At 33.2% G+C, this 24127-nt stretch carries 16 protein-coding genes; 12 read left to right on the top strand and 4 right to left on the bottom strand.

The genetic code is table 11. The annotated features are described in order from the left end of the window. Nucleotides 1-114 precede the first annotated feature (114 nt). From SD960_RS14565 to SD960_RS14540, 6 genes are all read left to right on the top strand, one after another. Nucleotides 115-2397, top strand: coding sequence for a T9SS type A sorting domain-containing protein (locus tag SD960_RS14565; RefSeq protein WP_318804260.1), 2283 nt, complete (start codon nt 115-117; stop codon nt 2395-2397). 115 nt (nt 2398-2512) lie between these two features. Then, nucleotides 2513-3226, top strand: a complete 714-nt coding sequence (gene recO, locus SD960_RS14560) for a DNA repair protein RecO (RefSeq protein WP_318804259.1) — start codon at nt 2513-2515, stop codon at nt 3224-3226. A 93-nt stretch (nt 3227-3319) separates the two neighbouring features. Continuing rightward, nucleotides 3320-5212: a PQQ-binding-like beta-propeller repeat protein gene (locus SD960_RS14555; protein WP_318804258.1), complete on the top strand. Its 1893-nt coding sequence runs from the start codon at nt 3320-3322 to the stop codon at nt 5210-5212. Nucleotides 5213-5266: 54 nt separating this feature from the next. Continuing rightward, on the top strand, nt 5267-7186 hold the full coding sequence (locus tag SD960_RS14550; protein ID WP_318804257.1) for a hypothetical protein: 1920 nt from the start codon (nt 5267-5269) through the stop codon (nt 7184-7186). A gap of 201 nt (nt 7187-7387) precedes the next feature. After that, on the top strand, nt 7388-10789 hold the full coding sequence (ileS, locus tag SD960_RS14545; protein ID WP_318804255.1) for an isoleucine--tRNA ligase: 3402 nt from the start codon (nt 7388-7390) through the stop codon (nt 10787-10789). 10 nt (nt 10790-10799) lie between these two features. Then, on the top strand, nt 10800-11180 hold the full coding sequence (locus SD960_RS14540; protein WP_026983623.1) for a TraR/DksA family transcriptional regulator: 381 nt from the start codon (nt 10800-10802) through the stop codon (nt 11178-11180). A gap of 157 nt (nt 11181-11337) precedes the next feature. Here SD960_RS14540 and SD960_RS14535 read toward each other — a convergent pair whose 3' ends face one another. Both SD960_RS14535 and SD960_RS14530 read right to left on the bottom strand, forming a co-directional pair. Further along, nucleotides 11338-11718, bottom strand: a complete 381-nt coding sequence (locus SD960_RS14535) for a hypothetical protein (protein WP_318804249.1) — start codon at nt 11716-11718, stop codon at nt 11338-11340. A gap of 34 nt (nt 11719-11752) precedes the next feature. Continuing rightward, a complete protein-coding gene (locus SD960_RS14530; RefSeq protein ID WP_318804248.1) occupies nt 11753-12109 on the bottom strand; it encodes a roadblock/LC7 domain-containing protein in 357 nt (118 codons plus the stop codon). Nucleotides 12110-12286: 177 nt separating this feature from the next. Here SD960_RS14530 and SD960_RS14525 point away from each other — a divergent pair, with 177 nt between their 5' ends. From SD960_RS14525 to SD960_RS14500, 6 genes are all read left to right on the top strand, one after another. Then, entirely contained in the window at nt 12287-12490 is a 204-nt protein-coding gene (locus SD960_RS14525) for a hypothetical protein (protein ID WP_318804246.1), read from the top strand. Between the two features lie 121 nt (nt 12491-12611). Further along, nucleotides 12612-13208, top strand: a complete 597-nt coding sequence (locus SD960_RS14520; RefSeq protein WP_318804244.1) for a lipoprotein signal peptidase — start codon at nt 12612-12614, stop codon at nt 13206-13208. A 195-nt stretch (nt 13209-13403) separates the two neighbouring features. Next, nucleotides 13404-16559, top strand: a complete 3156-nt coding sequence (locus SD960_RS14515) for a UvrD-helicase domain-containing protein (protein ID WP_318804242.1) — start codon at nt 13404-13406, stop codon at nt 16557-16559. A 70-nt stretch (nt 16560-16629) separates the two neighbouring features. After that, nucleotides 16630-17823 (top strand): glycine C-acetyltransferase, encoded by a 1194-nt coding sequence (gene kbl, locus SD960_RS14510; protein ID WP_318804241.1) that lies wholly within the window; start codon nt 16630-16632, stop codon nt 17821-17823. Nucleotides 17824-17935: 112 nt separating this feature from the next. Next, the gene (locus SD960_RS14505; RefSeq protein ID WP_318804239.1) at nt 17936-19411 is read left to right on the top strand and encodes an OmpA family protein; all 1476 of its coding nucleotides are present in this window, start codon (nt 17936-17938) and stop codon (nt 19409-19411) included. A 63-nt stretch (nt 19412-19474) separates the two neighbouring features. Continuing rightward, the gene (locus SD960_RS14500; protein ID WP_318804237.1) at nt 19475-22240 is read left to right on the top strand and encodes a PD-(D/E)XK nuclease family protein; all 2766 of its coding nucleotides are present in this window, start codon (nt 19475-19477) and stop codon (nt 22238-22240) included. Between the two features lie 94 nt (nt 22241-22334). On the opposite strand, the gene SD960_RS14495 is transcribed toward SD960_RS14500, so the two are convergent. Next, nucleotides 22335-23114, bottom strand: coding sequence for an alpha/beta hydrolase (locus tag SD960_RS14495; RefSeq protein WP_318804235.1), 780 nt, complete (start codon nt 23112-23114; stop codon nt 22335-22337). A 175-nt stretch (nt 23115-23289) separates the two neighbouring features. Further along, on the bottom strand, nt 23290-24093 hold the full coding sequence (locus SD960_RS14490) for a TIGR00266 family protein (protein WP_318804233.1): 804 nt from the start codon (nt 24091-24093) through the stop codon (nt 23290-23292). Nucleotides 24094-24127 lie beyond the last annotated feature (34 nt).

Below are 24127 nucleotides of genomic sequence, written 5' to 3'. Positions count from 1 at the left end.
AACTTAATTTTTCTTAATCTCTTAATGGTTAAAAAAAGGACTTCTATTTTAAAAGCAGAACAAAATTCAAATACTTTCGTTTGTAGTATATTTGCCTATCCGAATACATTTAATATGATGAGAAGGTTTCTGTATATTTTGTTTTTTCTTTTGATGCAGTTCAGTTTTGCACAGAATACTTTATCGTGGCAAGGTTATTTTTCATTTAATGAAATAAAAGATATTTCAGAAAGTTCGACAACTGTTTTTGCTGCTTCAGAAAATGCTTTGTTCTCTAAAAGTAATGTTTCAAATGCTGTTAAAACAACCACTACAATTGATGGACTTTCTGGACAAACAATTTCGGCTGTATATCATAGTGAAACTTTCAAAAAAACAATTATTGGTTACGAAAACGGGATGATTATTGTGATCAATGAAACTGACGGAAGTATAATAAAAAAAGTCGATATCATTAATAAACAATTGGCGGCCAATATTAAAAAAGTCAATCATTTTATGGAATATAATGGTCTGATTTATGTTTCATGCGATTTTGGTATTGTACAATTTAATTTAACTACGTCTCAATTTGGCGATACTTACTTTATAGGTGATAACGGAGCCGAAATTAGTGTAAAACAAACCGCTTTTTTTAACGGGTTTATTTACGCAGCAACTTCCAATGGTATTAGAAGAGCCAATAGTACAAGTCCTAATTTAATTGACTTTAATCAATGGGCAGTTGTAAATTCCGGAGATTGGTCAAGCGTTGAAACGTTGGATACAGAACTTATTGCAATTAATTCTGTTGGATATATTCATCGATTTAATTCAAATACATTTACTGGGTTTTTACAGCTTTCGCAGCCTTCTGCAGATATGAAAGCAGAAAATCATAATTTGTTTATTACAACAGCAAATTCTGTTTATGTCTATAACAACAAAATGGTTTTAAATCGTCAAATAAGCAATACTCAGGTTTTAGATGATACATTAAGTTTTACTTGCGCAACTGCTGTTGGAGACGTGATTTACATTGGTACAAAAGAAAACGGATTATTTTCTTCCACTCTTTCCGGGAATTCAGCTTTCGAAAATATAACGCCAACCGGACCGTTACGAAATAATATTTTCTCATTAGATGTTAGTCCAAATAGTGTTTGGGCCGTTTATGGTGATTATGATTTGAGTTATAATCCTTATCCTTTAGATAGTTACGGCATTAGTAAGTACAATACTTCAGGCTGGTTAAATATTCCTTACGAAGAAGTTTTTGATGCAAAATCAATTTCTCGTGTTATTGTTAATCCGAATAATGAGAATCAGGTTTATGCAAGTTCCTATTTTTCAGGTTTATTAAAATTAGAAAACGATACTCCGACTATTTTGTACAATGAAAAAAACAGCAGTCTGGAAAGTTTAAAAGTTGATAATTATAATGTTGTAGACATTCGTGTCAATGCAACAGCTTTTGATAAATCAGGAAATCTATGGATAACGAATAGCAGGGTTAAAAATGGTTTGAAAGTTTTAAAAACAAACGGACAATGGGGCAGCTATTCCCTGGCAACGATCCTTAATAATGCCGAGAACAATTCTTACGGAGCTCTTGTTGTAGATAAAAATAATACGAAATGGATCGCTACTTACAGAGAAGGAGTAGTGGGTTTTAACGAAACTACCAATACCTTTAAAAAAATGACCTTTGGTACCGATGTTGGTAATTTACCTGTTGTTGATGTTCGTGCATTGGCAGTTGATACTAAAAACCAATTGTGGATTGGTACCACAAAAGGATTGAGGGTTTTGACAAACGTAAGCAGTTTTCAAACAGAAAACCAGTTAACGGCAAATGCAATCATTATTATAGATGATAATTTGGCTCAGGAATTATTGTATGAGCAATTCATTACTTCAATTGTAGTCGACGGAGCCAATAATAAATGGATTGGAACTTCAGATTCGGGAGTTTTTATGGTTTCGCCAAACGGCCAGGAAACGAAATATCATTTTACTATAAATAATTCACCTTTGCCAAGTAATGGCATCAACGATATAAAAATCAACAGTACAACCGGAGAAGTTTTTATTGCAACCAATAAGGGATTGATTTCTTTTGGTGGTATTGCAACAGGCGCCAACGAAGATCTGAATAGTGTATATGTATACCCAAATCCAGTACGTCCGGAGTTTACAGGAACGGTAAAAATTGCAGGCTTGCTGGATAAAGCCAATGTAAAAATTACCGATATTACAGGAAGTTTAGTTTACGAAGCAACTTCGGCTGGCGGAACAATTGAGTGGGATACAACAGCTTTTGGAAGATATAAAGTGGCTTCTGGCGTGTATATGATTTTTATTTCTGCGCAGGACGGTGGCGAAACTAAAGTAAAGAAAGTAATGATAATTAGGTAATGTGGCAATTGAGATAATTAGATAATTTTCAGTCTCGTTCTCCCTTTTCAAAATGATAATTGACAATCAGATATCAGATTCAAAAAATCTAAAATCTAAAATCTAAAATAAAAAGTTGTTAGTCAAAACCAAAGCAATTGTTATCTCAGCATTAAAATTTCAGGAAAAAAGTTTGATCGTAAAATGTTTTACACTTTCAAGCGGACTGAAATCTTATTTTGTGCGTGACGCTTTTTCAAATCGAAAAACCAGTCAGAAGATTGCTTATTTCCAGCCATTTTCGATTTTAGAAATCGAAGCTGTTCATAAGAACAAAGGCACGCTTGAAAATTTAAAAGAAATAAAAACGGCAGTTCCTTTTCAAACCATCCATACCGACATCGTAAAAAGTACCATTGTAATGTTTCTTTCAGAAATGCTGCATCATTCTATTCAGGAAGAAGAAAAAAACGAATCGCTTTTTGAATTTTTAGAAACAGCCTTAATTTGGTTTGACCATCATGACGAAGTTTCTAATTTTCATTTAATCCTACTTTTAGAGGCAACAAAATATTTGGGTTTTTATCCGGATATCTCCGAAATTGATTTGCCTTATTTTGAAATAAACGATGGCGTTTTTACACTTTTTCATGGTATAAATACTTTAACGGAGCATGAAACAAATCTGTTTAAAAAATTAATTGACCTAAAATTTGACAACGATCAGAGGGTATTTCATGTGGTTGAAAGACAAGTCTTACTAAAAGTCTTAATTGACTATTATAGTTTTCATTTAGAGGGATTTAAGAGGCCAAAATCACTAGATGTTTTGAGGGAAATTTTTTCTTAATTAAACTATAATTTATATATATTCGCAAACGATTAGTTTGATCAAAAAATTTGCCCATACTTAATTTACTAATTTATAAAAAAAAAACGAACTATGAAGAAAATTACTTTTTCGATTATTTTGATTTTCCTGGTGAGCTTTTCAATTACTGCTCAAAGGAAATATGATGAAATAATCACAACAGAGAACAGTGTACAGGATATTGTTCAAAACGAAATAACAGGAATTGTTGTTTTTAAAGAAGGTGGAACTGTTAAAGGTTTAGATCCGGAAACAAAAAAAGTTGTCTGGACTTTGACTAAAGAAGATTTTGGAACAATTACATCTAAAGATATATTAACAGATCCAGATTTTGGAAACATGTTCAAAGACAAAAGAGACTTAACAACCGTTTCGGGAAGTCCTTATGTTGAAGCTTATATCAATTCAAAGTATTTAATTATCAATACAGATACAGGAAAAGTTGTTTACAACTCTTCTAAAGAATCTTTCTGGGTATTTCAATCAGATTTTATTCCTGAAACAAATGAATACCTTCTTACTTTGAAAAAAGACGGAGATATGGCAATTGCTTTATTGGATATGGCAACAGGAGAACTTAAATGGACTACAACTGTTGACAAAGCAAAAGCAATGATTAGTTTTTCTTTAAAATTATCTGCTAATACCAACAAAGCAAAAATTCACGGAAATACAGTTTATTATTTACTTTACGGTAATTTATATTCTTTTGATAAAGAAACTGGAAAATTAAACTGGAAAGCAGCAGAAGAATATACAAAGTTCTATGAAACTCAAAATGACAAAAATATTGTTGTAGTAAACGCTGCAGGTTTATTTTCTAATAAACAATATTTAAATGTTTTAAGTACAGATGACGGAAAAAGTATCTGGAAAGAATCTATCAAAACAAAACAAGTTGTTTATTTAGAAGATTGGGGAACAAAATTATTGGTGGCCCACAACAGTGGTTTCAACTTTTTTGATTTAAAAACAGGAGAAAAAATCTGGAAAAAAGATGCACGTGGAGACGGATTGAAAAGAGTAATTCCAATCGATCAGGATTTCTTGTATGTTGCAGAAAATGAAATGATGCTAATTAATAAAGACGGAGAAAAACTTTGGAAAAAATTCATCGAAATTTCTGATGACAAAGAAGACCCAATTTATTATTTAGGTAAAGTAGGTGAAAAAGTAATGTACTTAACCGCTACTTACGGAAACATGGTTGATTACAAAACCGGAGTTAAACTTTGGAAACGTAACATCAATTTTGATAAAAGCCGTCCGGTTTTACCAACTTACGACGAAGCAACAAATTCGTATTTAGTTTACAACGACGAAAAATTATACAAATTTGATCCAAGCATCAGCGATAAGCCAGAGCCGTTTGCTAAAGTAAACATCAAAAAAGAAAAAGAATTAAACAGTATCGAATTATTCCCTTGGGGAGTTGTTCTTTCAGGACCAGTTGAAGTAATGGGAGTTAATCTGGACGGAACTGTAAAATACCACCACGTATACACACAACCGGGTGAAGGAACAAGACGTTTACTTAAAAGTGCTGCAATTGCAGGAAGTATTGGTTTAGGAATTGGTTCTGGAGTAAGTGCTATCCAAGGTTCTGAATTAACAATGACATACCGCGATTCTAACGGAAACATGAGATCTACTGTTGTTAGAGAAGAGAATTCATCAAAAATGAAACAATCAAGAGACATGGCAGCTGGTTCAGCAGCTTTGGGATTGGTAGCGGCTAAATTTGACAAACGTTTCAACGCAATGAAACAAAACAGAGATTACTCTTATATTTTTGCAAAAGCAGATACTGGAGAAAAAATATTAGTAAAAGTAAGTAAAGCTGACGGAGTTGAAGTTGACAAAATTATTTTCAACAACAACAAACCACTTTATGAAATAGATCCTGCGACACAAAACATTTTTTATGTTTCAGACAAGTCTATTCAAATCTTCAATAAGAAATAATATTAAAACACAGAAAGCCATCAGGATTTACTTCTGATGGCTTTTTTTTTGCCTATGAAAAAAACTTTACTCTTTATTATTCTGCTTGTAATTACCTCAATTCAGGCACAAGAAAAAATAAATTCGAAAAAGAAGAAATTTTATATACCAGTAATCAAATATTCAGAATTTCCTGTTCTTGATAATGCTTTAACGCAAACTACTTTTTATCAAATGGATAAAGAGTTGATTCAAGAGGAGATTATTTTAAAGAAAAAATATTTTAACATTGATGGTTTTATAAAAGATCCTGCAAACGGAAAACTAAAAATTTTCTTGACCGTTGCGTTGCCTAAGTTTAATGCAACGAAAGTAGATAGCACATTTGATAAAAAAAGAAATAGCTGGGAATTTCAGGTTTATTCTAATTATGATGTAAAAATAAAAGTGGATGCTAAGTGTGGAGATAAAATTTTATTTACTCAGGATTTTAATAGTACGGAATCACATATAGTGGGTGGTATGTACGAAAAAGGCAAGGTGAAACTTGCTGTTGAGCTAAGTAATAAAAGAAGTGCACAAGCTGAAAAAGACGGTGATTATACAGCAGAAGAATTAGGGATAGATCATATCATTTTTAGTTCTGTCGACAGAATTCAAAATTTTCTAAATTATAAATTGGCTTATTACGTAGACGAAGCCAAAATAAAATTTGAATTTGTAACTTCTAAAGGGCATTCTGAATATAACCAAATGTTGGCATTTGAGAACGAAATAACGGCTCAGATGGAAAAAGTGACCTTGGAAAAAGGTTTAGATGAAAAATTGCTGACACCACATTTGCAATATCTGGAAAGCTTGCTGGTTAAATATCCTCCTTCGCCTGCAAACGAAAACATCCGCTTTATTGTAACCAACAATTTGGCCGAGACTTATTTTTTACTTGAAAACAAAGAAAAAGCATTAACGTATGCCAATTTACTTGTCGAGAATGATAAACAGGATTCAAGAGGGTCTTCGATTATTAAAAAAGTAAATAATGGTTATTTTGCTGATAAGAAAATAAGAAGCCATACGACACGTTTTGCCGATCTTAAAAAATTAGGTGTTAAAATTGCCGAGGAAAAAGAAGAAAGAAGATTGGCTTTTTTTGAAAAAATATCTCAGCAAGAAGCCGAATGGGAAGTTGAAAAAGCAAACAGAGAAGCAAGCGTAGAGAAAGCAAGAATGCAAAGATTTAATATGCTCGATTCAATACCTTACCAGTTAAATGCTAATTTATTGGCAAAAGTGGTTGCTAATTTAGGAGGAAGTGAAGCCTTAAAAAAAGTCGAAAAAGCACATTTGTTTTCTAAATTAAAAATTGAAGGAAATAATGTGTCTCAAACAGAAGAAAAATGGGCAACGAACTCGAATTATCTTCTTAGAAAAAAAATGCCCGAAAGCTATTATGAAATAGTTAATGGAGCAGAAGCATGGAGTCACGACGATCGCGAAAGCGGCCTGAATGCAAAATGGACAAAATTAACGGCTTATGATTTTGGTAATTTGTCTAAAAATGTAGATTTAATCAATTTTCTTACCGATTTAAGACTTGATTTGTGGAATAATTTTGAAGTTTTACCAGATGAAATGTATGAAGGAAGAATGTGTTATCATTTGAATTATTTTGAGAAAACGTTAAGTACAGGTAACAGAACAATTCCTAAAACAGATTATCACGTTTTTATTGATAAAGAAAGTTTCAATATAGTTTCTACCGAAAAAACTGAATTTGATAACGGAAACAAGAGCTTTTTTGAGAAAAAACTTTTTGGAGATTATCGTCCGGTTGCAACATTAAATTCTGGAAAAATTCCGTACAAAATCAATTATGAAATTGAAGATTTTAATGGAGAAACTATTTTTCAGGAACAAAGGGAGAAAATTGAAATTAATCCTGTTTTTGGAAATCGAATCTTTATGAAAGAAGTATATTTCGGCGGATTTAAATAATTGTTACCATCCTGTTACGGATATTTAGAATCGATTAGTTTTTGGTTTATTTGCTCAAAGTTTTGAGAATAATGCCAGTAACTAATCGATTCTTTTGTTTTTGTATTTATTATCTCAACAAAAGTTTGTGAAATTTCGAGAAATTGGCGGTCAATAATTCAAAATTTCTTACTTTCGCACCTCGTTTAAGAAAAGGATAAAATGAGTACAAAATTTACTGAATACAAAGGACTTGACTTGCCAACAGTAGCGTCAGAAGTTCTTGATTTTTGGAAGAAAGAAAATATATTTGAAAAAAGTGTAACAACCCGCGAAGGCGCAGAGCCTTATGTGTTTTTTGAAGGGCCGCCTTCAGCAAACGGATTGCCGGGAATTCACCACGTGATGGCACGTGCAATTAAGGATATTTTTTGCAGATATAAAACTCAAAAAGGTTTTCAGGTAAAAAGAAAAGCAGGTTGGGATACACACGGATTACCAGTAGAATTGGGTACCGAGAAAGAATTAGGAATTACAAAAGAAGATATTGGTAAAACAATTTCTATCGAAGAATATAACGAAGCGTGTAAAAAAACCGTAATGCGTTATACCGACGTATGGAACGATTTGACCGAAAAAATGGGATATTGGGTAGATATGGAAGATCCGTATGTAACCTATAAACCAAAATACATGGAATCGGTTTGGTGGCTTTTAAAACAAATCTACGATAAAGGTTTGTTGTACAAAGGTTACACGATTCAGCCGTATTCTCCAAAAGCAGGAACAGGATTGTCTTCTCACGAAGTAAACCAGCCGGGAGCTTACAGAGACGTTACAGATACTACAATTGTAGCGCAATTCAAAACTTTACCAGAAACATTGCCTTTGTTTTTACAAGGTTTTGGAGATATTCACATTTTGGCCTGGACGACAACTCCGTGGACATTGCCTTCGAATACTGCTTTAACAGTTGGTCCAAAAATCGATTACGTTTTAGTAAAAACATTCAATCAATATACTTTTGAACCTGTAAATGTTGTTTTGGCTAAAAATTTAGTTGGAAAACAATTCGGAAAAGGATTTTTTGCAAGTGAAGACGAAGCTGATTTCGAAAAAGTAAAAAATGGCGACAAACAACTTCCGTATAAAATTTTAGCGGAAGCGAAAGGAATTGATTTAGTTGAAATTCGTTACGAGCAATTATTGCCATACGTATTGCCTTATCAAAATGCTGAAAATGCTTTTAGAGTAATTTCAGGAGATTTTGTAACAACAGAAGACGGAACAGGAATTGTACATACCGCTCCAACTTTTGGTGCCGATGATGCTAAAGTTGCAAAAGAAGCAACTCCGGAAGTACCGCCAATGTTGGTGTTAGACGAAAACGGGACAGCAGTTCCTTTGGTAGATTTACAAGGAAAATTCACTTCGCATTTAGGTGATTTGGCTGGTAAATATGTGAAAAATGAATATTATGATGCGGGTCAGGCGCCGGAGCGTTCTGTAGATGTTGAAATTGCGATTCGATTAAAAGAAGAAAATAAAGCCTTTAAGGTTGAAAAATACGTACATAGTTATCCACACAGTTGGAGAACTGATGAACCGTTGTTATATTATCCACTAGATTCATGGTTTATTAAAGTAACCGATGTAAAAGATAGAATGTTCGACCTGAACGAAACTATCAACTGGAAACCTAAGTCTACTGGTGAAGGACGTTTTGGAAATTGGTTAAAAAATGCCAACGACTGGAACTTATCTCGTTCTAGATATTGGGGAATTCCGTTGCCAATTTGGAGAACTGAAGATAAAAAAGAAGAAGTTCTTATTGGTTCTGTTGAAGAATTATACAATGCGATCGAAAAATCTATCGAAGCAGGTTTTCAAAAAGAAAATCCGTTTAAAGGTTTTGAAATCGGAAACATGTCTGAGTCAAACTATGATTTAATCGATTTACATAAAAATGTAGTAGATGAAATTACGTTAGTTTCGGCTTCAGGAAAACCAATGAAACGCGAAAGTGATTTAATTGATGTCTGGTTCGATTCTGGAGCAATGCCTTATGCACAATGGCATTATCCTTTTGAAAACAAAGATAAAATCGACGAGAACAAAGATTTTCCTGCAAATTTCATTGCAGAAGGTGTTGATCAGACTCGTGGATGGTTTTATACGCTGCACGCTATCGGAACTTTGGTTTTTGATAAGGTAGCTTATAAAAATGTGGTTTCAAACGGTTTGGTTCTGGATAAAAACGGACAAAAAATGTCGAAACGTTTAGGAAACGCGACAGATCCTTTTGAAACAATTGCAGAATACGGTCCTGATGCCACACGTTGGTACATGATTTCAAACGCAAATCCTTGGGACAACTTAAAATTTGATATTGAAGGAATCGCTGAGGTGCGTCGTAAATTCTTCGGAACTTTATACAACACTTATTCATTCTTTTCGTTATATGCCAATATCGATGGGTTTAAATACGCTGAAGCGGAAATTCCGTTAAACGAAAGACCGGAAATCGATCAATGGATTATATCTGAATTACACACGTTAATAAAATTTGTTGACGAATGTTATGAAGATTATGAACCAACAAAAGCAGCAAGAGCCATTTCTGACTTTGTTCAGGAAAATTTAAGTAACTGGTACGTTCGTTTATGTCGTCGTCGCTTCTGGAAAGGCGAATATGCTCACGATAAAATCGCGGCTTATCAAACGCTTTATACTTGTTTGTTAACGATCAGTAAATTAAGCGCTCCAATCGCTCCTTTTTTCATGGATAAATTGTACCGCGATTTAACAAGTTCAACACAATCTGAGCAATATGCCAGTGTTCACTTGGCTGAATTTCCAAAATTTGTCGAAAACTTTGTTAATAAAACGTTAGAGAGCAAAATGCAGAAAGCACAAACCATCTCATCTTTGGTTCTTTCACTGCGTAAAAAGGAAATGATAAAAGTACGCCAACCATTGCAAAAGGTAATGATTCCGGTACTTGACGAGAATCAGAGAGCTGAAATTTTAGCTATTTCTGACTTAGTAAAAGCTGAGGTAAATGTAAAAGAAATCTTGCTTTTAGATGATGATTCAGGAATCCTGGTAAAACAGATTAAACCTAATTTTAAAGCTTTAGGGCCTCGTTTCGGAAAAGATATGGGATTGATTTCTAAGGAGATACAGGCTTTTTCTGCAGATCAGATTAATGAATTGGACAAGCAGGGAACGCTAGATATTGTTATTGCTGGAAATAACGTAACTTTATCATTAGAAGATGTCGAAATAACATCTCAGGATATCGAAGGATGGCTGGTTGCAAATTCAAACGGAATTACAGTTGCGCTTGATATTACAATCTCTGAAGAATTGAAAAACGAAGGAATCGCGAGAGAATTAGTAAACAGAATTCAGAATATCCGTAAAGATTCAGGATTTGAGGTTACTGATAAAATTAAAGTTCAAATACAAAGAAGCGGTCTTTTAGAAGAAGCAATTCTTAAAAATGAAGACTATATTAAGTCTGAGACATTAACAGATGACCTGGTTTTTGTAGACGCCTTGGAAAACGGCACAGAAATTGAGTTTGATAATATTAAAACAGTGATATTAATTTCAAAATAATATAAATACCATGATAGATGAAATTACAAGATACTCTGATGCTGATTTAGCAGAGTTCAAAGAAATAATTCAAAATAAAATACAAAAAGCACAAGCCGATCTGGATTTAATAAAAAGTGCTTACATGAATGATTTAAATAACGGAACTGATGATACTTCACCAACATTCAAAGCATTTGAAGAAGGAAGTGAAACAATGTCCAAAGAAGCGAACTCACAGTTGGCTATCAGACAAGAAAAATTCATCCGTGACCTTAAAAATGCTTTATTCCGTGTAGAAAATAAAACGTACGGTATTTGTAAAGTAACAGGTAAACTAATCAGCAAAGAAAGGCTGAAAATAGTACCTCATGCAACAATGAGTATCGAAGCAAAAAATCTACAACGATAATATATAAAAACGCTCCTTTTGGAGCGTTTTTTTGTTATATATAGAAAAAAGTAAATTGCTTCAGGAAAGTTAGTTCTGAAAGAAGATGAATTAAAGTGAAATAAAATAATTTAGAACTATCTTGATTAAATGGATAGTTCTAAATCATCTTGACTGCTTAAGCCAGGTTTTTCTCTAAATCCAGTTTGTGTTTTCTTAAAACAGCTCTTGTCATTCCTAAATTTGCTTTAGCAGAATCTGCAGCAAGATAGATCATGAATTTCTTATTTGGAGAAATGTCAATAATATGTATCTGGTTAGAAAGCGTAATCAAAATATCTTCAATATCCTGATTTAAATTTAAGGCTTTTACAGCGCTCAATTTGGCTTTTACTACTTCAAGATTGTAAGCTGCGGCCAATTCCGGGTCAAAAGAAGGATCGATGGTCAAGTTTCCAAAACTTAATCCTGATTCAATTTCAGTTACAGCTACAGCGATAAAGCCGTTTACGTTGGTTTTCATTTCATTTAAAAACACATTTAAAAAGTCGTTGCTCATAGTTAGTTGGGTTTGTTGTTAATAGATTTATGTTTTATTTTAATAGGGAATTTTTGCTGAGTTCAGCCGAAAGCTCATCGGTGTTGCGCATTAACAAGCCCAGATTAGTTCCGTCTTTTGAAAAAGCAATTACAAAATTTGAGCTGTTTATCTTGTTTCCAATAACAACTCCATCAGATGTTTTTAAAAATAATTGCTTTAGTGAGCCTTTTTCTAAATCAGAAAGAAATTTTTCGCTCATTGATAAAATTGCAGCACTCATTGCGGCAACACTATCTCCATAATCAACATGTAAGGAAGTGATTAATTTTCCTTTTCCGTTTAAAATTAAGGCAGAAGTAGATTTGGTAGTGGTTAAAAATGTGTTTAGAGTAGAGGTGATTTCATTCATTTTACATGGTTTTGAGAAGTTGTTAAAAATGATAGATATCAACAGTTTATTTGAAATAAATATAAATATTTACTTTAAACAAGTGTTAATTTTATTAACAAATATAAATTAATTTCTGTATCATTGTAATACCAAACCGTTAAATAATTTTATTTTTCACTATAAAAAACTTACATTATGGCTAAAGTGTTGAAATTCAAAGATGTGAACTCGGATGTTGAAAGTAGAATGAAAGAATTTGAAAAGATGAGAGTTAAATTAAAATCTCAGATTGACAAAGATGTGGCTAAAAGAGCCAGCGCTGGGAAAGAGGGCAAAGGTTTGCTTAAATCTATCTCTGAATTTTTTGCAGACAGCCCAAAAACACCTGTCAAAAAGTAATAATTATATTTTGTTTAACAATTAAGTTTATTTAATTCGTTTTACCACAAAAGAATTAACGTTCCATAAGGAGCGTTTTTTTTGATTAAATTGTTACTTTTGCGCATCAAAAAATCACAAAATGTCATTACGAAAAGCGTATTTCCTCATATTTTTAGTTTTACTTGTTGATCAGATCTCAAAAATCTATGTAAAAACCAATTTTATTTTAGGTGAAGAAGTTGAAGTTTTTAATTGGTTTAGAATCCATTTCATTGAAAATGAAGGAATGGCATGGGGAACAAAAATTCCTGGCGAATACGGAAAATTAATTTTAACCGTTTTTAGAATTTTTGCGGTTTTTGGAATCGGATATTGGTTGGCAGATTCTATTAAAAAACGTCACTCCACTTATTTGATCGTTTCGATCGCATTGATTTTTGCCGGAGCTGCCGGAAATATTTTAGATTCTGTTTTTTACGGAGTTATTTTTGATGACAGTACAAATAATTTAGCAACACTTTTTTCTCCACAACCATACGGAACATGGTTTCATGGTTTAGTAGTTGATATGTTTTATTTTCCCATCTGGGAAGGAAATCTTCCATTCTGGTTGCCATTTTTTGGAGGTAAACACTTCATGTTTTTTAATGCTATTTTTAATGTTGCCGATATGGCGATTTCTACAGGAGTTGGTATTTTGCTTATTTTCAATACAAGAGCATTTCCGAAAAATTAAATTTTTAAAAATCCCAATAATAAAATTCCAAATTCCAATATTTAAAGCGTTTGTTGCGCACTGATTTTGGATTTTGGAATTTTTTATAATTGGAATTACTGTTTGTTATTGGAATTTGGGATTTTATTATTGGAATTTCACATAAGTGGGATTTAATATTATTGTGCTATTTTTACAATTACTAAAGTCAAACATATGCAAAGTCCGTCTTTCTCTATATATGATGCATCTGCCGGTTCGGGAAAGACCTATACTTTGGTTAGAGAATATCTAAAAATTATTCTTTCATCCCCAAAAAATGACGCCTATCGTAATATTCTGGCAATAACTTTTACAAATAAGGCGGTTCACGAAATGAAAAGCCGTATTGTTGGCAGTTTGTCTGAATTTACAAAGGAAGCACCTTCGGCGAAAGCCATGGATTTAATGGAAGATTTGTCTCGTGAAACAGGACTTTCGATAATTAAAATCAAAACAAAATCTCAAAATATTATAAAGCACTTAATTCATAATTATGCTGCTTTTGATATTTCTACCATAGATAAATTTACGCATAAAGTAATTCGTGCTTTTGCTCACGATCTTAATTTAATGACTTTTGAGGTTACTTTGGATACCGAAAATTTATTGGTAGAAGCTGTAGATGCAATTATTGCTCAAGCCGGTCAGGACGAAACACTGACAAAATTATTGATAGATTTTACGATGGAAAAAACCGACGATGATAAAAGTTGGGATGTTTCGCGCGAAATTCTTGAAACAGGAAGATTAGTTTTAAACGAAAATAATCGAAATGAAATTTCTCATTTTCATGATACTTCAATCGAAGAATTTGTCGCCATCAAAAAGAAAATGTCGATTTTATGTCGCGATTTAGAAAAAGAAAATGCTGATTATGCTTTAGAACTTCTTTCATTAATTGAAAAAAACGGAATTGATTTGAAATCATTTTCAAGAGGAACTTTTCCCAATCATCTAGAAAGTATTCGCGATGGAAAATTCAATCCGAGAAATAAAACGTTTCATGAGTTTGATGATATTGCCATTAATAAAACAGCCAAAGACAGGACAATAATTGAAAATATAATTCCCGAGATGCTTCAATCTCTGGATAAAATTTATAAAAACTTTGAAAAAAGAGATTTTTATAAAGCATTCTTAAAAAATATTACGCCGCTTTCATTGCTAAATACTGTTAGTAACGAGCTTGCCAAAATACAATCGGAGCAAAATATTTTGTCAATTTCAGAATTCAATGCCATTATTCATCGTGAAATCCAAAATCAGCCAGCGCCTTTTATTTATGAGCGTTTGGGCGAGCGTTATCGTCATTTTTTTATAGATGAATTTCAGGATACTTCAGAGATGCAATGGCAAAATTTAATTCCATTAATTGACAATGCACTTTCTGGTCAGGATGATTTAGGAAACAAGGGAACGCTAATGATTGTTGGAGACCCTAAACAATCAATTTATCGCTGGCGCGGAGGAAAAGCAGAACAGTTTATTGAATTAAGTAAAGATGAAAATCCGTTCAATAATCCGGATAAGTTAATCAAACATTTAGATACAAATTACCGAAGTTATAGTGAAGTTATTGATTTTAATAATGCTTTTTTTAAATTGATTTCGACTGAATTTTCTAATGAAGATTATAAGGATTTGTACGAGAATCATAGTTTTCAGAATTCAAATTCTAAAAAAGGCGGTTATGTAAATATTTCTTTCCTTCCAATAATTGAGAAAAATGATTTTGCAGATGAGGACGATGTTGTTGAAAAATCAGATCTGTATGTTCTGGCAACTTTAAATACAATTAAGAATGTTCTTCGTCAAGGTTTTGAATATCGTGATATTGTGATTTTGACCCGAAAAAGAGATCAGGGAATTGCGATTGCAAATTATTTAACAGAACAAAATATCCCGCTTTTGTCATCAGAAACTTTGATGATTCAAAATGCAACAGAAGTTCGTTTGATTGTTCATTTGCTAAAATATCTTAACAATAGCATTGATCTGGAGGCAAAAGCAAACTTCCTACATTTTTTGGGAAATACGAAAGAAATTGAAATGCCAATTCATGATTTTATCGCGCAAGGCATGGCTCAAAGGTTTGAAAATGATTTCGAAAAATGGCTTTTGGCATTTGATGTTTCGCTTTCATTTGAGGATATTCGAAAAAAATCGCTGTACGAAGCTGTAGAGATTATCATATCAAAATTTGTTCTTCCTTTAGAAGGAAACGCTTATGTGCAATATTTTCTGGATATTGTTTTGGAACGCGATATTCGAAATCAAGCCGGAATTGCTGATTTTTTGAGTTATTGGGATAAAAATGCACACAAATTCAGCATTCCATCTCCGGAAGGGAATAACGCCGTTCGAATTATGACCATTCATAAATCGAAAGGTTTGGAATTTCCGGTTGTAATTATGCCTTTTGCAGAAGAAGATTATAGTAGAAAACCCAAAGATAAATTATGGCTTGACGCTGAAGATGCAGATTTAGGGGTTCCAAAAGCTTTGATAGATAACAGCAGTGCGGTTGAAGGTTTTGGCGAAAGCGCTTCGGCGGTTTTTAATTTGAAAAAACAAGAAGAATTACTGGATAATATTAATGTCTTGTATGTAGCATTAACTCGTGCCGAGGAACAATTATATGTAATATCCCAATCCTTAAACGAGAAAAAAGACGGAGAATTCCCAAATAATATGGCTTCTTTTTTTATTAAATATTTAATACACAAAGGAGTTTATGATTCAGAAAAATTACAATACGAATTTGGAGATAGAAAAAGACTTTCCATTTCAGGTGAAGTATTAAATTTAGTTAAAACTATTCCTGTTGTTTCAGAAGTTTTAAATCCGAAAAATATAAAAATTGCCCAAAGAGAATCCTTAATGTGGGGAACGCATCAACAGGAAGCGATATCTTATGGGAATATAGTTCATGAGATTTTAGCTTTTATAAAAGATAAATCAGATGTTGATTTGGCAGTGACAAAAGCATTAGAAAATGGTTTGATAAATTTTGATCAGGCCGAAAAAGTCCTGCAGACACTTTTAGAAATAGTGAATCATCCTGAATTGAATATTTGTTTTGATGGGAAAAATAACATTCTGAACGAACAGACAATCGTACAAAAAGAAGGAAAGATATTAAAACCGGACCGAATTGTTTTAACTCAAAACAAAGAAGCATATTTGTTGGATTATAAAACCGGAGCAATAAATTCAAAATACACACAGCAAATTCAAGAATATCAGGATGCAATTGAGGATTTAGGGTACAAAGTGTTAAAAAGGGCATTAGTGTATATTGGAACCGAAATCGATGTGGTAAATTTGTGATAAAATTAATCAGATGTTAAGAGTTTAATGGGGTTAACTTGTTAATTTTTAACATATTAAATATATTAAAATGTACGGTAAAATTAAAGAGTATTTGCAAAGTGAGCTGCAGACAATTGAAGAAAACGGGATTTTCAAAAAAGAAAGAATTATAACGTCTGCACAAGATGCAGAAATTACAATTTCAACAGGAGAAAAAGTTTTGAATTTTTGTGCCAATAATTATTTAGGACTTTCTTCACATCCTGATGTTGTTCAGGCTGCAAAAGATGCGATGGATACACATGGTTTCGGAATGTCATCTGTGCGTTTTATATGCGGTACACAAGATATTCATAAAACACTGGAAAAAAAGATTGCAGAATTTTACGGTACTGAAGATACGATTCTGTATGCAGCAGCATTTGATGCTAACGGTGGAGTTTTTGAGCCTTTATTGGGGGAAAATGACGCCATTATTTCTGATAGTTTAAATCATGCTTCTATTATAGATGGTGTACGCTTGTGCAAAGCTGCCCGATATCGTTATGAAAATAGCAATATGGCAGATTTGGAACAACAATTAATTAAAGCCAACGAAGCTGGTGCCCGTTTTAAATTAATTGTTACCGACGGTGTTTTCTCAATGGATGGTATTGTAGCGCCCTTGGATAAAATTTGCGATTTGGCAGACAAATATGATGCAATGGTAATGGTTGATGAATGCCACGCTGCCGGATTTATTGGTGCAACAGGAAAAGGAACTCTTGAAGCAAAAGGCGTAATGGGCAGAGTCGATATTATCACAGGAACTCTAGGTAAAGCATTAGGTGGTGCGATGGGAGGTTATACTACTGCGAAAAGAGAGATTATCGAATTGCTGCGCCAACGTTCACGTCCTTATTTGTTCTCAAATTCACTTGCCCCGGCAATTGTTGGAGCTTCGATTAAAGTGTTTGAGTTGCTGGAGAAAGATACTTCCTTAAGAGATAAATTAGAATGGAATACCAATTATTTCAAAGAAGGTATGAAAAAAGCCGGTTTTGATATTATAGATGGTGATTCTGCCATAGTACCTGTTATGTTATATGATGCAAAGTTGTCACAGACCATGGCTAATGAGCTTTTGAAGGAAGGAGTTTATGTAATTGGGTTTTTCTTTCCGGTTGTTCCTAAAGAAAAAGCAAGAATTAGAGTTCAATTATCGGCCGCTCATACTAAAGAACATTTGGATAAAGCAATAAATGCTTTTATATCAGTAGGAAAAATGTTAAAAGTTATATAATTCCCATTTTAAATAATTTTTGTAGGTTTTTTTTAACATTTCATTTTGTATTTAAAAAATTTGGTGTTACTTTTGTCTGTAATTAACTAAATTGTAATTAAAAAAATTAAGTATGAAACATCTTAACAAACTTTTAGTTGCTGTGATGATGGTGATGGGGTTAACTTCTCACGCGCAAGACAGTAACAATCCATGGGCTATCTCTTTTGGAGTTAATGCCGTTGACACTAGAACCAGTGCTGGTGGTGGAAGTGGATTCTTTGATCAACATTTTTCGCAGCCATTCGCTGTAAAAGACAACTGGAATATTCTTCCTTCTCTATCTTACATTGGTGTATCTAGATACGTAGGAAGCGGTTTCTCTGTAGGTTTACAAGGGTCAGTAAACAAAATTGATAAAGCAGTTTACTTTAGACCAACTGCTCCTGGGCATGACGGAAGAGGTAATGTTGTTACTAATCCTGGTGATTTGATGTATTATGGAATTGATGCTACTATCAAATATAGCTTCCAGGAATTAATCAAATCTAAAGTAATCGATCCTTCGTTATCTGTTGGTGGAGGTTATACTTTCTTAGGAGATGATAGTTTTGGAACTGTAAATCCAGGTGCTGGAATTACTTTTTGGTTTACAGATGCCATTGGTTTAGAGCTTGCTACTAAATATAAATGGGCAGTTTCTCCAAGTGATCCTCCAGGAAGAAATGACTACAATGGAGAAATTGACACTCCATCTCATTTCCAACACACTGCTGGTCTTATCTTCAAATTCGGAGGTAAAGATACTGACGGAGACGGAATCTACGATAAAGATGATGCTTGTCCAGATGTTGCAGGTTTAAAACAATTCAACGGATGTCCTGATACTGACGGAGACGGAATCGTTGACGCTAGTGATGCTTGTCCAGATGTATTTGGTTTAGCTGCATTAAACGGATGTCCTGATACTGACGGAGACGGAATTGCTGATAAAGATGATGCTTGTCCAGATGTTGCTGGTTTAGCTGCTTTAAAAGGTTGTCCAGATGCTGACGGTGATGGTATCGCTGACAAAGATGACAAATGTCCTACTGTTGCTGGTCCTAAAGAAAATGGTGGTTGTCCTTTCTTAGACGCTGATAAAGATGGTGTTTTAGACAAAGATGATGATTGTCCTACAGTTGCAGGTCCCGCTTCAAACAGAGGATGTCCAGAAGTAACTTCTGAGGCTTTAGAAGATCTTAAAGTTCAAGCGAGAGCGGTTTACTTTAACTCAGGAAAAGCTACTTTCAAAACAGGAGATAAAGAAACTCCAGCTAGATTAGATGCTATTAAAGAAATCCTTAAAAACTATCCAAACGCGAAATTCTCTATTGAAGGACACACAGATAGTACAGGTTCTGCAAAAATCAATCAAAAACTTTCTGAAGATAGAGCAAACGCTGTTATGAATGCTTTAATCGAAAGAGGTGTTAATCCAGAAAACTTAGTTGCTAAAGGATTTGGATCAAGCGTACCAGTTGCAAGTAACAAAACTGCTGCAGGTAAAGCACAAAACAGAAGAACTGAAATCAAACATATTGGTTCTAAATACCAAGGTAAACTATAATTTACTTTGTAAATAATACAGAAAAGCCATTCTTAATTGAATGGCTTTTTTTATTTTTATCAAATGATAAATTCTTCTTTTCTCGAAAAAATAGCGAATGTTATAATTCAGAATTATTCGGCTAAATTGGCGGAAACTACTATTATTCTTCCAAACAAAAGAGCAAAAGTTTTTCTAATTGAAGCTCTGAAAAAAGAAACTAAACAAACTATTCTTTCTCCTGAAATTATTAGTATTGAAGAATTTGTACAGGATGTGGCTTCAATCAGATCTGTTGACTCGATTGAGCTTCTGTTTGAGTTCTATGAAGTTTATCTCTCCGTAACAGAAAAACAAAACCAACAGTCGTTTGAATTGTTTGCCAACTGGGCGAAAACTCTTTTGCAGGATTTTAATGAAATCGATCGCTATTTATTAGAGCCATCTCACGTTCTGTCTTACTTGAAAGATATTGAGGATATTAAAAAATGGGGAATAGAAGTAGAAAACAAAACAAAGCTTTTAGAAAATTATATTGATTTTTGGAAACTACTGCCTCTTTATTACAATTCATTGTATGATCATTTATTAAATAAAGCAATTGGTTATCAAGGTTTAATTTACCGCGAAGCAGTTAATAATCTAAATCATTTTTCGAATACCATTTCAAATCGTGTTTTTGTATTTGCTGGTTTTAATGCTTTAAATGCAGCTGAAGAAAAAATTGTGCAGCATCTTTTGGCTCTTGATCAGGCTAAAATTTATTGGGATGCAGATCAAACTTTTTTGAATGATCCATATCATGATGCTGGTTTATTTGTAAGACGTTTTAAAGAGAACTGGAAATATTATAAATCAAATCCTTTTGAGTGGATTGTAGATGATTTTTCTAAGTCTAAAAACATTCAGGTAATTGGAACTCCGAAGACTATTGGGCAGGCCAAATTGGCTGGTAATATTATAGATAGCATAATAAAGGAAATGCCGGAAACATCTCTTGACAAAGTTGCAATTGTTTTAGGGGAAGAAAATTTATTAATGCCGGTTTTGTATGCTTTGCCATCTTCGGTTGGAGCATTAAATATAACAATGGGTTATTCGGGTAAAAATAATCCATCGCAAATATTAATTGCAAAATTATTTAAGATGCATACTAATGCGCTTTCAAGAAAAGGGGAGAGCTATGTGTTTTATTATAAAGATGTACTTGATGTTTTAACACATCCATTAGTCGAGCCTTATGCAAATGCAAACAATTTAGTAAAGATTATAAAAGAGAATAATTACACTTTTATAACCCATAACAGGCTCATTGAACTTGGATCTAATTCTACAGCTTTATTTCAGCTATTGTTTCAAAAATGGGAAAGTGGTGCAGTTGCAGTTTTAGAGAATATTTCGGCACTTTTGCTTTTAATAAAAGAAAATTTTAGCAATGATAATGAAGAAGAAAAAATTGCTAAAGCTTTTGTTTATGCAATCTTCAAGGTAATTAATAAATTGATTAATTATTACTCTAAACATCAGCATATTGATAATATTGATACTTTGTATGCGATCTACAAACAAGTTATAGACGTTGCAGAAGTTTCTTTTGAAGGAGAACCTCTACGAGGACTACAGATTATGGGAGTTTTGGAAAGCCGTGTTTTGGATTTCGATACGGTAATCGTAACTTCTATGAACGAAGGAAAATTTCCTGCCGGAAAATCCCAGAATTCATTTATTCCTTATGATGTGAAGAAAGAGTTGGGTTTGCCAACATTTAAAGAAAAAGACGCAATTTATACCTATCACTTTTACCATTTATTGCAGAGAGCCAAAAATATTTATTTGATATATAATACCGAAAACGACGGTTTGGATGCCGGTGAACGCAGTCGTTTTATCACGCAATTGGAAGTTGAAAAACAACCGAAGCACAATCTTATTTTTGATATTTATAATCCTGCTTTGCCTACAACGGCCTATCAACCAATAGTGGTTCCTAAGTCGGAGGCAGTGATGGAACGTTTGAAAGAAATTGCATTGACGGGTTTTTCTCCTTCGGCTTTAACAAGTTATATTCGAAATCCAATTGATTTTTATTTTCAAAAAATTCTACGGATTCGAGAAGTCGAAGAAGTTGAAGAGAATATTGCTCTAAATACTCTTGGGACTATAATTCACGAGATATTAAGAACATTATACACGCCATTTATTGGTAAATTTATTTCGGAGGCCGATATTTCAAATTGCTTTAAATTATTGGATGATGAAGTTTTAAAGCAATTTAAATTAGTTTATAAAGAAGGCGAAATTAAAAAAGGCCGCAATCTTCTGGCTTTTGAGGTTGCAAAGCGAAATGTTTCTAATTTTCTGAAAATGGAGTTAGAATCAATTCAAAATGGAGATGCCGTTCAAATTATTGCTTTAGAGCAAACTTTTGGTCGTGAATTCAATCATCCGAGTTTGCCTTTCCCCGTTTTAATTAAAGGGAATGTCGATAGAATTGAATTGCGTAACGGAAAAATAAGAATCATCGATTATAAGACCGGAAAAGTAGAAAAAGCAAACGTTATACTGAAATCGTGGAATGGATTGACAGAGGAGCTTAAAAACGACAAAATTATTCAGGTTCTTGCTTATGCGTTTATGTTTGAAAATGAAATGAAAGATATTCCCATTGAAGTTGGAATTATTTCGTTTAAAAATCTAAAATCCGGATTTTTTCCTTTTGGTTTTAAGGAAGATAAGGAACTTACTATTACAATAACTCCGGAAATTCTCAATAATTATTTAGAAGAAATAGCTTTACTTTTAAACGAGATTTTTGACATTAACATTCCTTTCGAAGAAAAAATACCTTAAACAGTTTAAAATTATCGACTTGTTTTTTAATTTTAGTAATCAAAAAAGGTTGTTTCAATAGTATTTGAACAGCCTTTTTTGATCTTGTTTGTTTTTATTTATTGAAAAAATCAGCCAGTACAATTTCCAGCTCTTCCTTATTTTCAATATGACTCATGTGTCCGTCTTCAAAAGAAACAAGTTCTACGGTTGTATCTTCGATTTGGGCAAGACTTTCTTCATAATTTAAAACGGGATCTTTCTTGCCTAAAACGAGTAAAACCGGAAAAAGATTTTTTTGTAAAAGAGTCTCTCTGTCTTTTCTTACTTTCATTCCTTCAAGTGAAGCTACAATGCCTTGCAAAGGCGTTTTTAAGGCTTGTACTTTTGCTTTTTCGATTTCAGAAGCAAAACGCGTTCTGTTATTTTCACTGAATAAATTTGCAATTGCAAGGCTAACAAAATTTACATAATTCTGTTTTACCGCTTTAATAGCCCGAGTTCTGTTTAGTTTTTTCTCAGCGCTGTCTTCTTTCGAAGTAGAATTCAATAAAACCAATTTCTGGATCTTTTCCGGGTATAATTCGGCGAAAGCCAAACCAACATAACCTCCCATAGAATGGCCTACAACAATGGCTTTCTCAATATTTAAATGTTCTAAAACCTGGTTCACAACATTTGCATTTTCTTCCATTTCATGTACATAACCCAGACATTCTGTTTCGCCGTGACCTAATAAATCGATGGTGATTACACGATATTTTTTTGAGAAAAGAGCAACATAATCCTGCCACATTTTTTTGTTTTCCAGAAAGCCGTGAAGGAATACAATTGCATTTCCTTCGCCAGAATCGGTGTATGATATCTTTGTGTTTTTATATAAAGTGCTTTTCAAAATGATAATTTAAATTTTAAAGTACAAATATAAGAAAGCACAGGCTGTATAAGAAACATATGTGCTTTTGAGTTAATATTTATTCGATAGTGATATCATTTTTATTATAGTAGGAATTGTTTTGAAATAAAAAAACGGCTTTCAGAAATGAAAGCCGTTTGTAAATCTTATTAATTTAAAAGCGATTATCGCCATCCAAAAGATTTCCGAGTCCGCCTAGCAAGCTTCCTTCGTCACGGCCATTTCCACCTGATCTCGGTGCCGACGCAATGATTCTGTCAGCTAATCTGCTAAATGGTAAAGATTGGATATAAACGGTTCCCGGACCTTTTAAGGTTGCATAAAATAAACCTTCTCCGCCAAAGATAGAGTTTTTGATTCCGCCTATAAATTCAATATCATAATCTACATCTTTAGTAAAGCCAATAATACAACCCGTATCTACTTTTAAGACTTCACCTGTCGCTAGTTCTTTTTTTGCCATTGTTCCGCCCGAATGTACAAATGCCATTCCGTCTCCTTCGATTTTTTGCATAATGAAACCTTCTCCACCAAATAATCCGCGTCCTAATTTCTGAGAGAATTCTATTCCGACAGAAACGCCTTTTGCAGCGCATAAAAAAGAGCTTTTTTGACAGATAAATTTACCTTGAAATTGCGTTAAATCAATAGGGAGAATTTTTCCGGGATATGGCGATGCAAACGAAACTTTGCTTTTGCTGTTGCCTTGATTTAAAAAAGCCGTCATAAACAAACTTTCACCAGTAAGAACTCTTTTACCTGCGTTTAAAAGTTTGCCAAACAAACCGGAACCTTGTTGTTGAGAACCGTCTCCAAATATTGTTTCCATCTGAATGTTGTTTTCCATCATCATAAAGCTGCCGGCCTCGGCAATTACAATTTCCTGCGGGTCTAGTTCAATTTCAACGTACTGCATTTCTTCTCCAAAAATCTGATAATCTATTTCGTGCGCTTGCATAATTTCTAAATTTTTTGTTTTTAAAATTAGACTA

The organism is Flavobacterium sp. MMLR14_040, assembly GCF_033657265.1.
GTDB lineage: Bacteria > Bacteroidota > Bacteroidia > Flavobacteriales > Flavobacteriaceae > Flavobacterium.
Note: the sequence above shows the minus strand (reverse complement) of the source record. Positions and strands in the feature narration are given on the sequence as shown.

Coding starts and splice junctions, on each gene's coding strand:
- SD960_RS14520 (WP_318804244.1), top strand. CDS start 12,612: ATGTCATTACGAAAAGCGTATTTCCTCATATTTTTAGTTTTACTTGTT.
- kbl (WP_318804241.1), top strand. CDS start 16,630: ATGTACGGTAAAATTAAAGAGTATTTGCAAAGTGAGCTGCAGACAATT.
- SD960_RS14525 (WP_318804246.1), top strand. CDS start 12,287: ATGGCTAAAGTGTTGAAATTCAAAGATGTGAACTCGGATGTTGAAAGT.
- SD960_RS14535 (WP_318804249.1), bottom strand. CDS start 11,718: ATGAGCAACGACTTTTTAAATGTGTTTTTAAATGAAATGAAAACCAAC.
- SD960_RS14540 (WP_026983623.1), top strand. CDS start 10,800: ATGATAGATGAAATTACAAGATACTCTGATGCTGATTTAGCAGAGTTC.
- SD960_RS14530 (WP_318804248.1), bottom strand. CDS start 12,109: ATGAATGAAATCACCTCTACTCTAAACACATTTTTAACCACTACCAAA.
- SD960_RS14500 (WP_318804237.1), top strand. CDS start 19,475: ATGATAAATTCTTCTTTTCTCGAAAAAATAGCGAATGTTATAATTCAG.
- SD960_RS14555 (WP_318804258.1), top strand. CDS start 3,320: ATGAAGAAAATTACTTTTTCGATTATTTTGATTTTCCTGGTGAGCTTT.
- SD960_RS14515 (WP_318804242.1), top strand. CDS start 13,404: ATGCAAAGTCCGTCTTTCTCTATATATGATGCATCTGCCGGTTCGGGA.
- SD960_RS14505 (WP_318804239.1), top strand. CDS start 17,936: ATGAAACATCTTAACAAACTTTTAGTTGCTGTGATGATGGTGATGGGG.
- ileS (WP_318804255.1), top strand. CDS start 7,388: ATGAGTACAAAATTTACTGAATACAAAGGACTTGACTTGCCAACAGTA.
- SD960_RS14550 (WP_318804257.1), top strand. CDS start 5,267: ATGAAAAAAACTTTACTCTTTATTATTCTGCTTGTAATTACCTCAATT.
- SD960_RS14490 (WP_318804233.1), bottom strand. CDS start 24,093: ATGCAAGCGCACGAAATAGATTATCAGATTTTTGGAGAAGAAATGCAG.
- SD960_RS14565 (WP_318804260.1), top strand. CDS start 115: ATGATGAGAAGGTTTCTGTATATTTTGTTTTTTCTTTTGATGCAGTTC.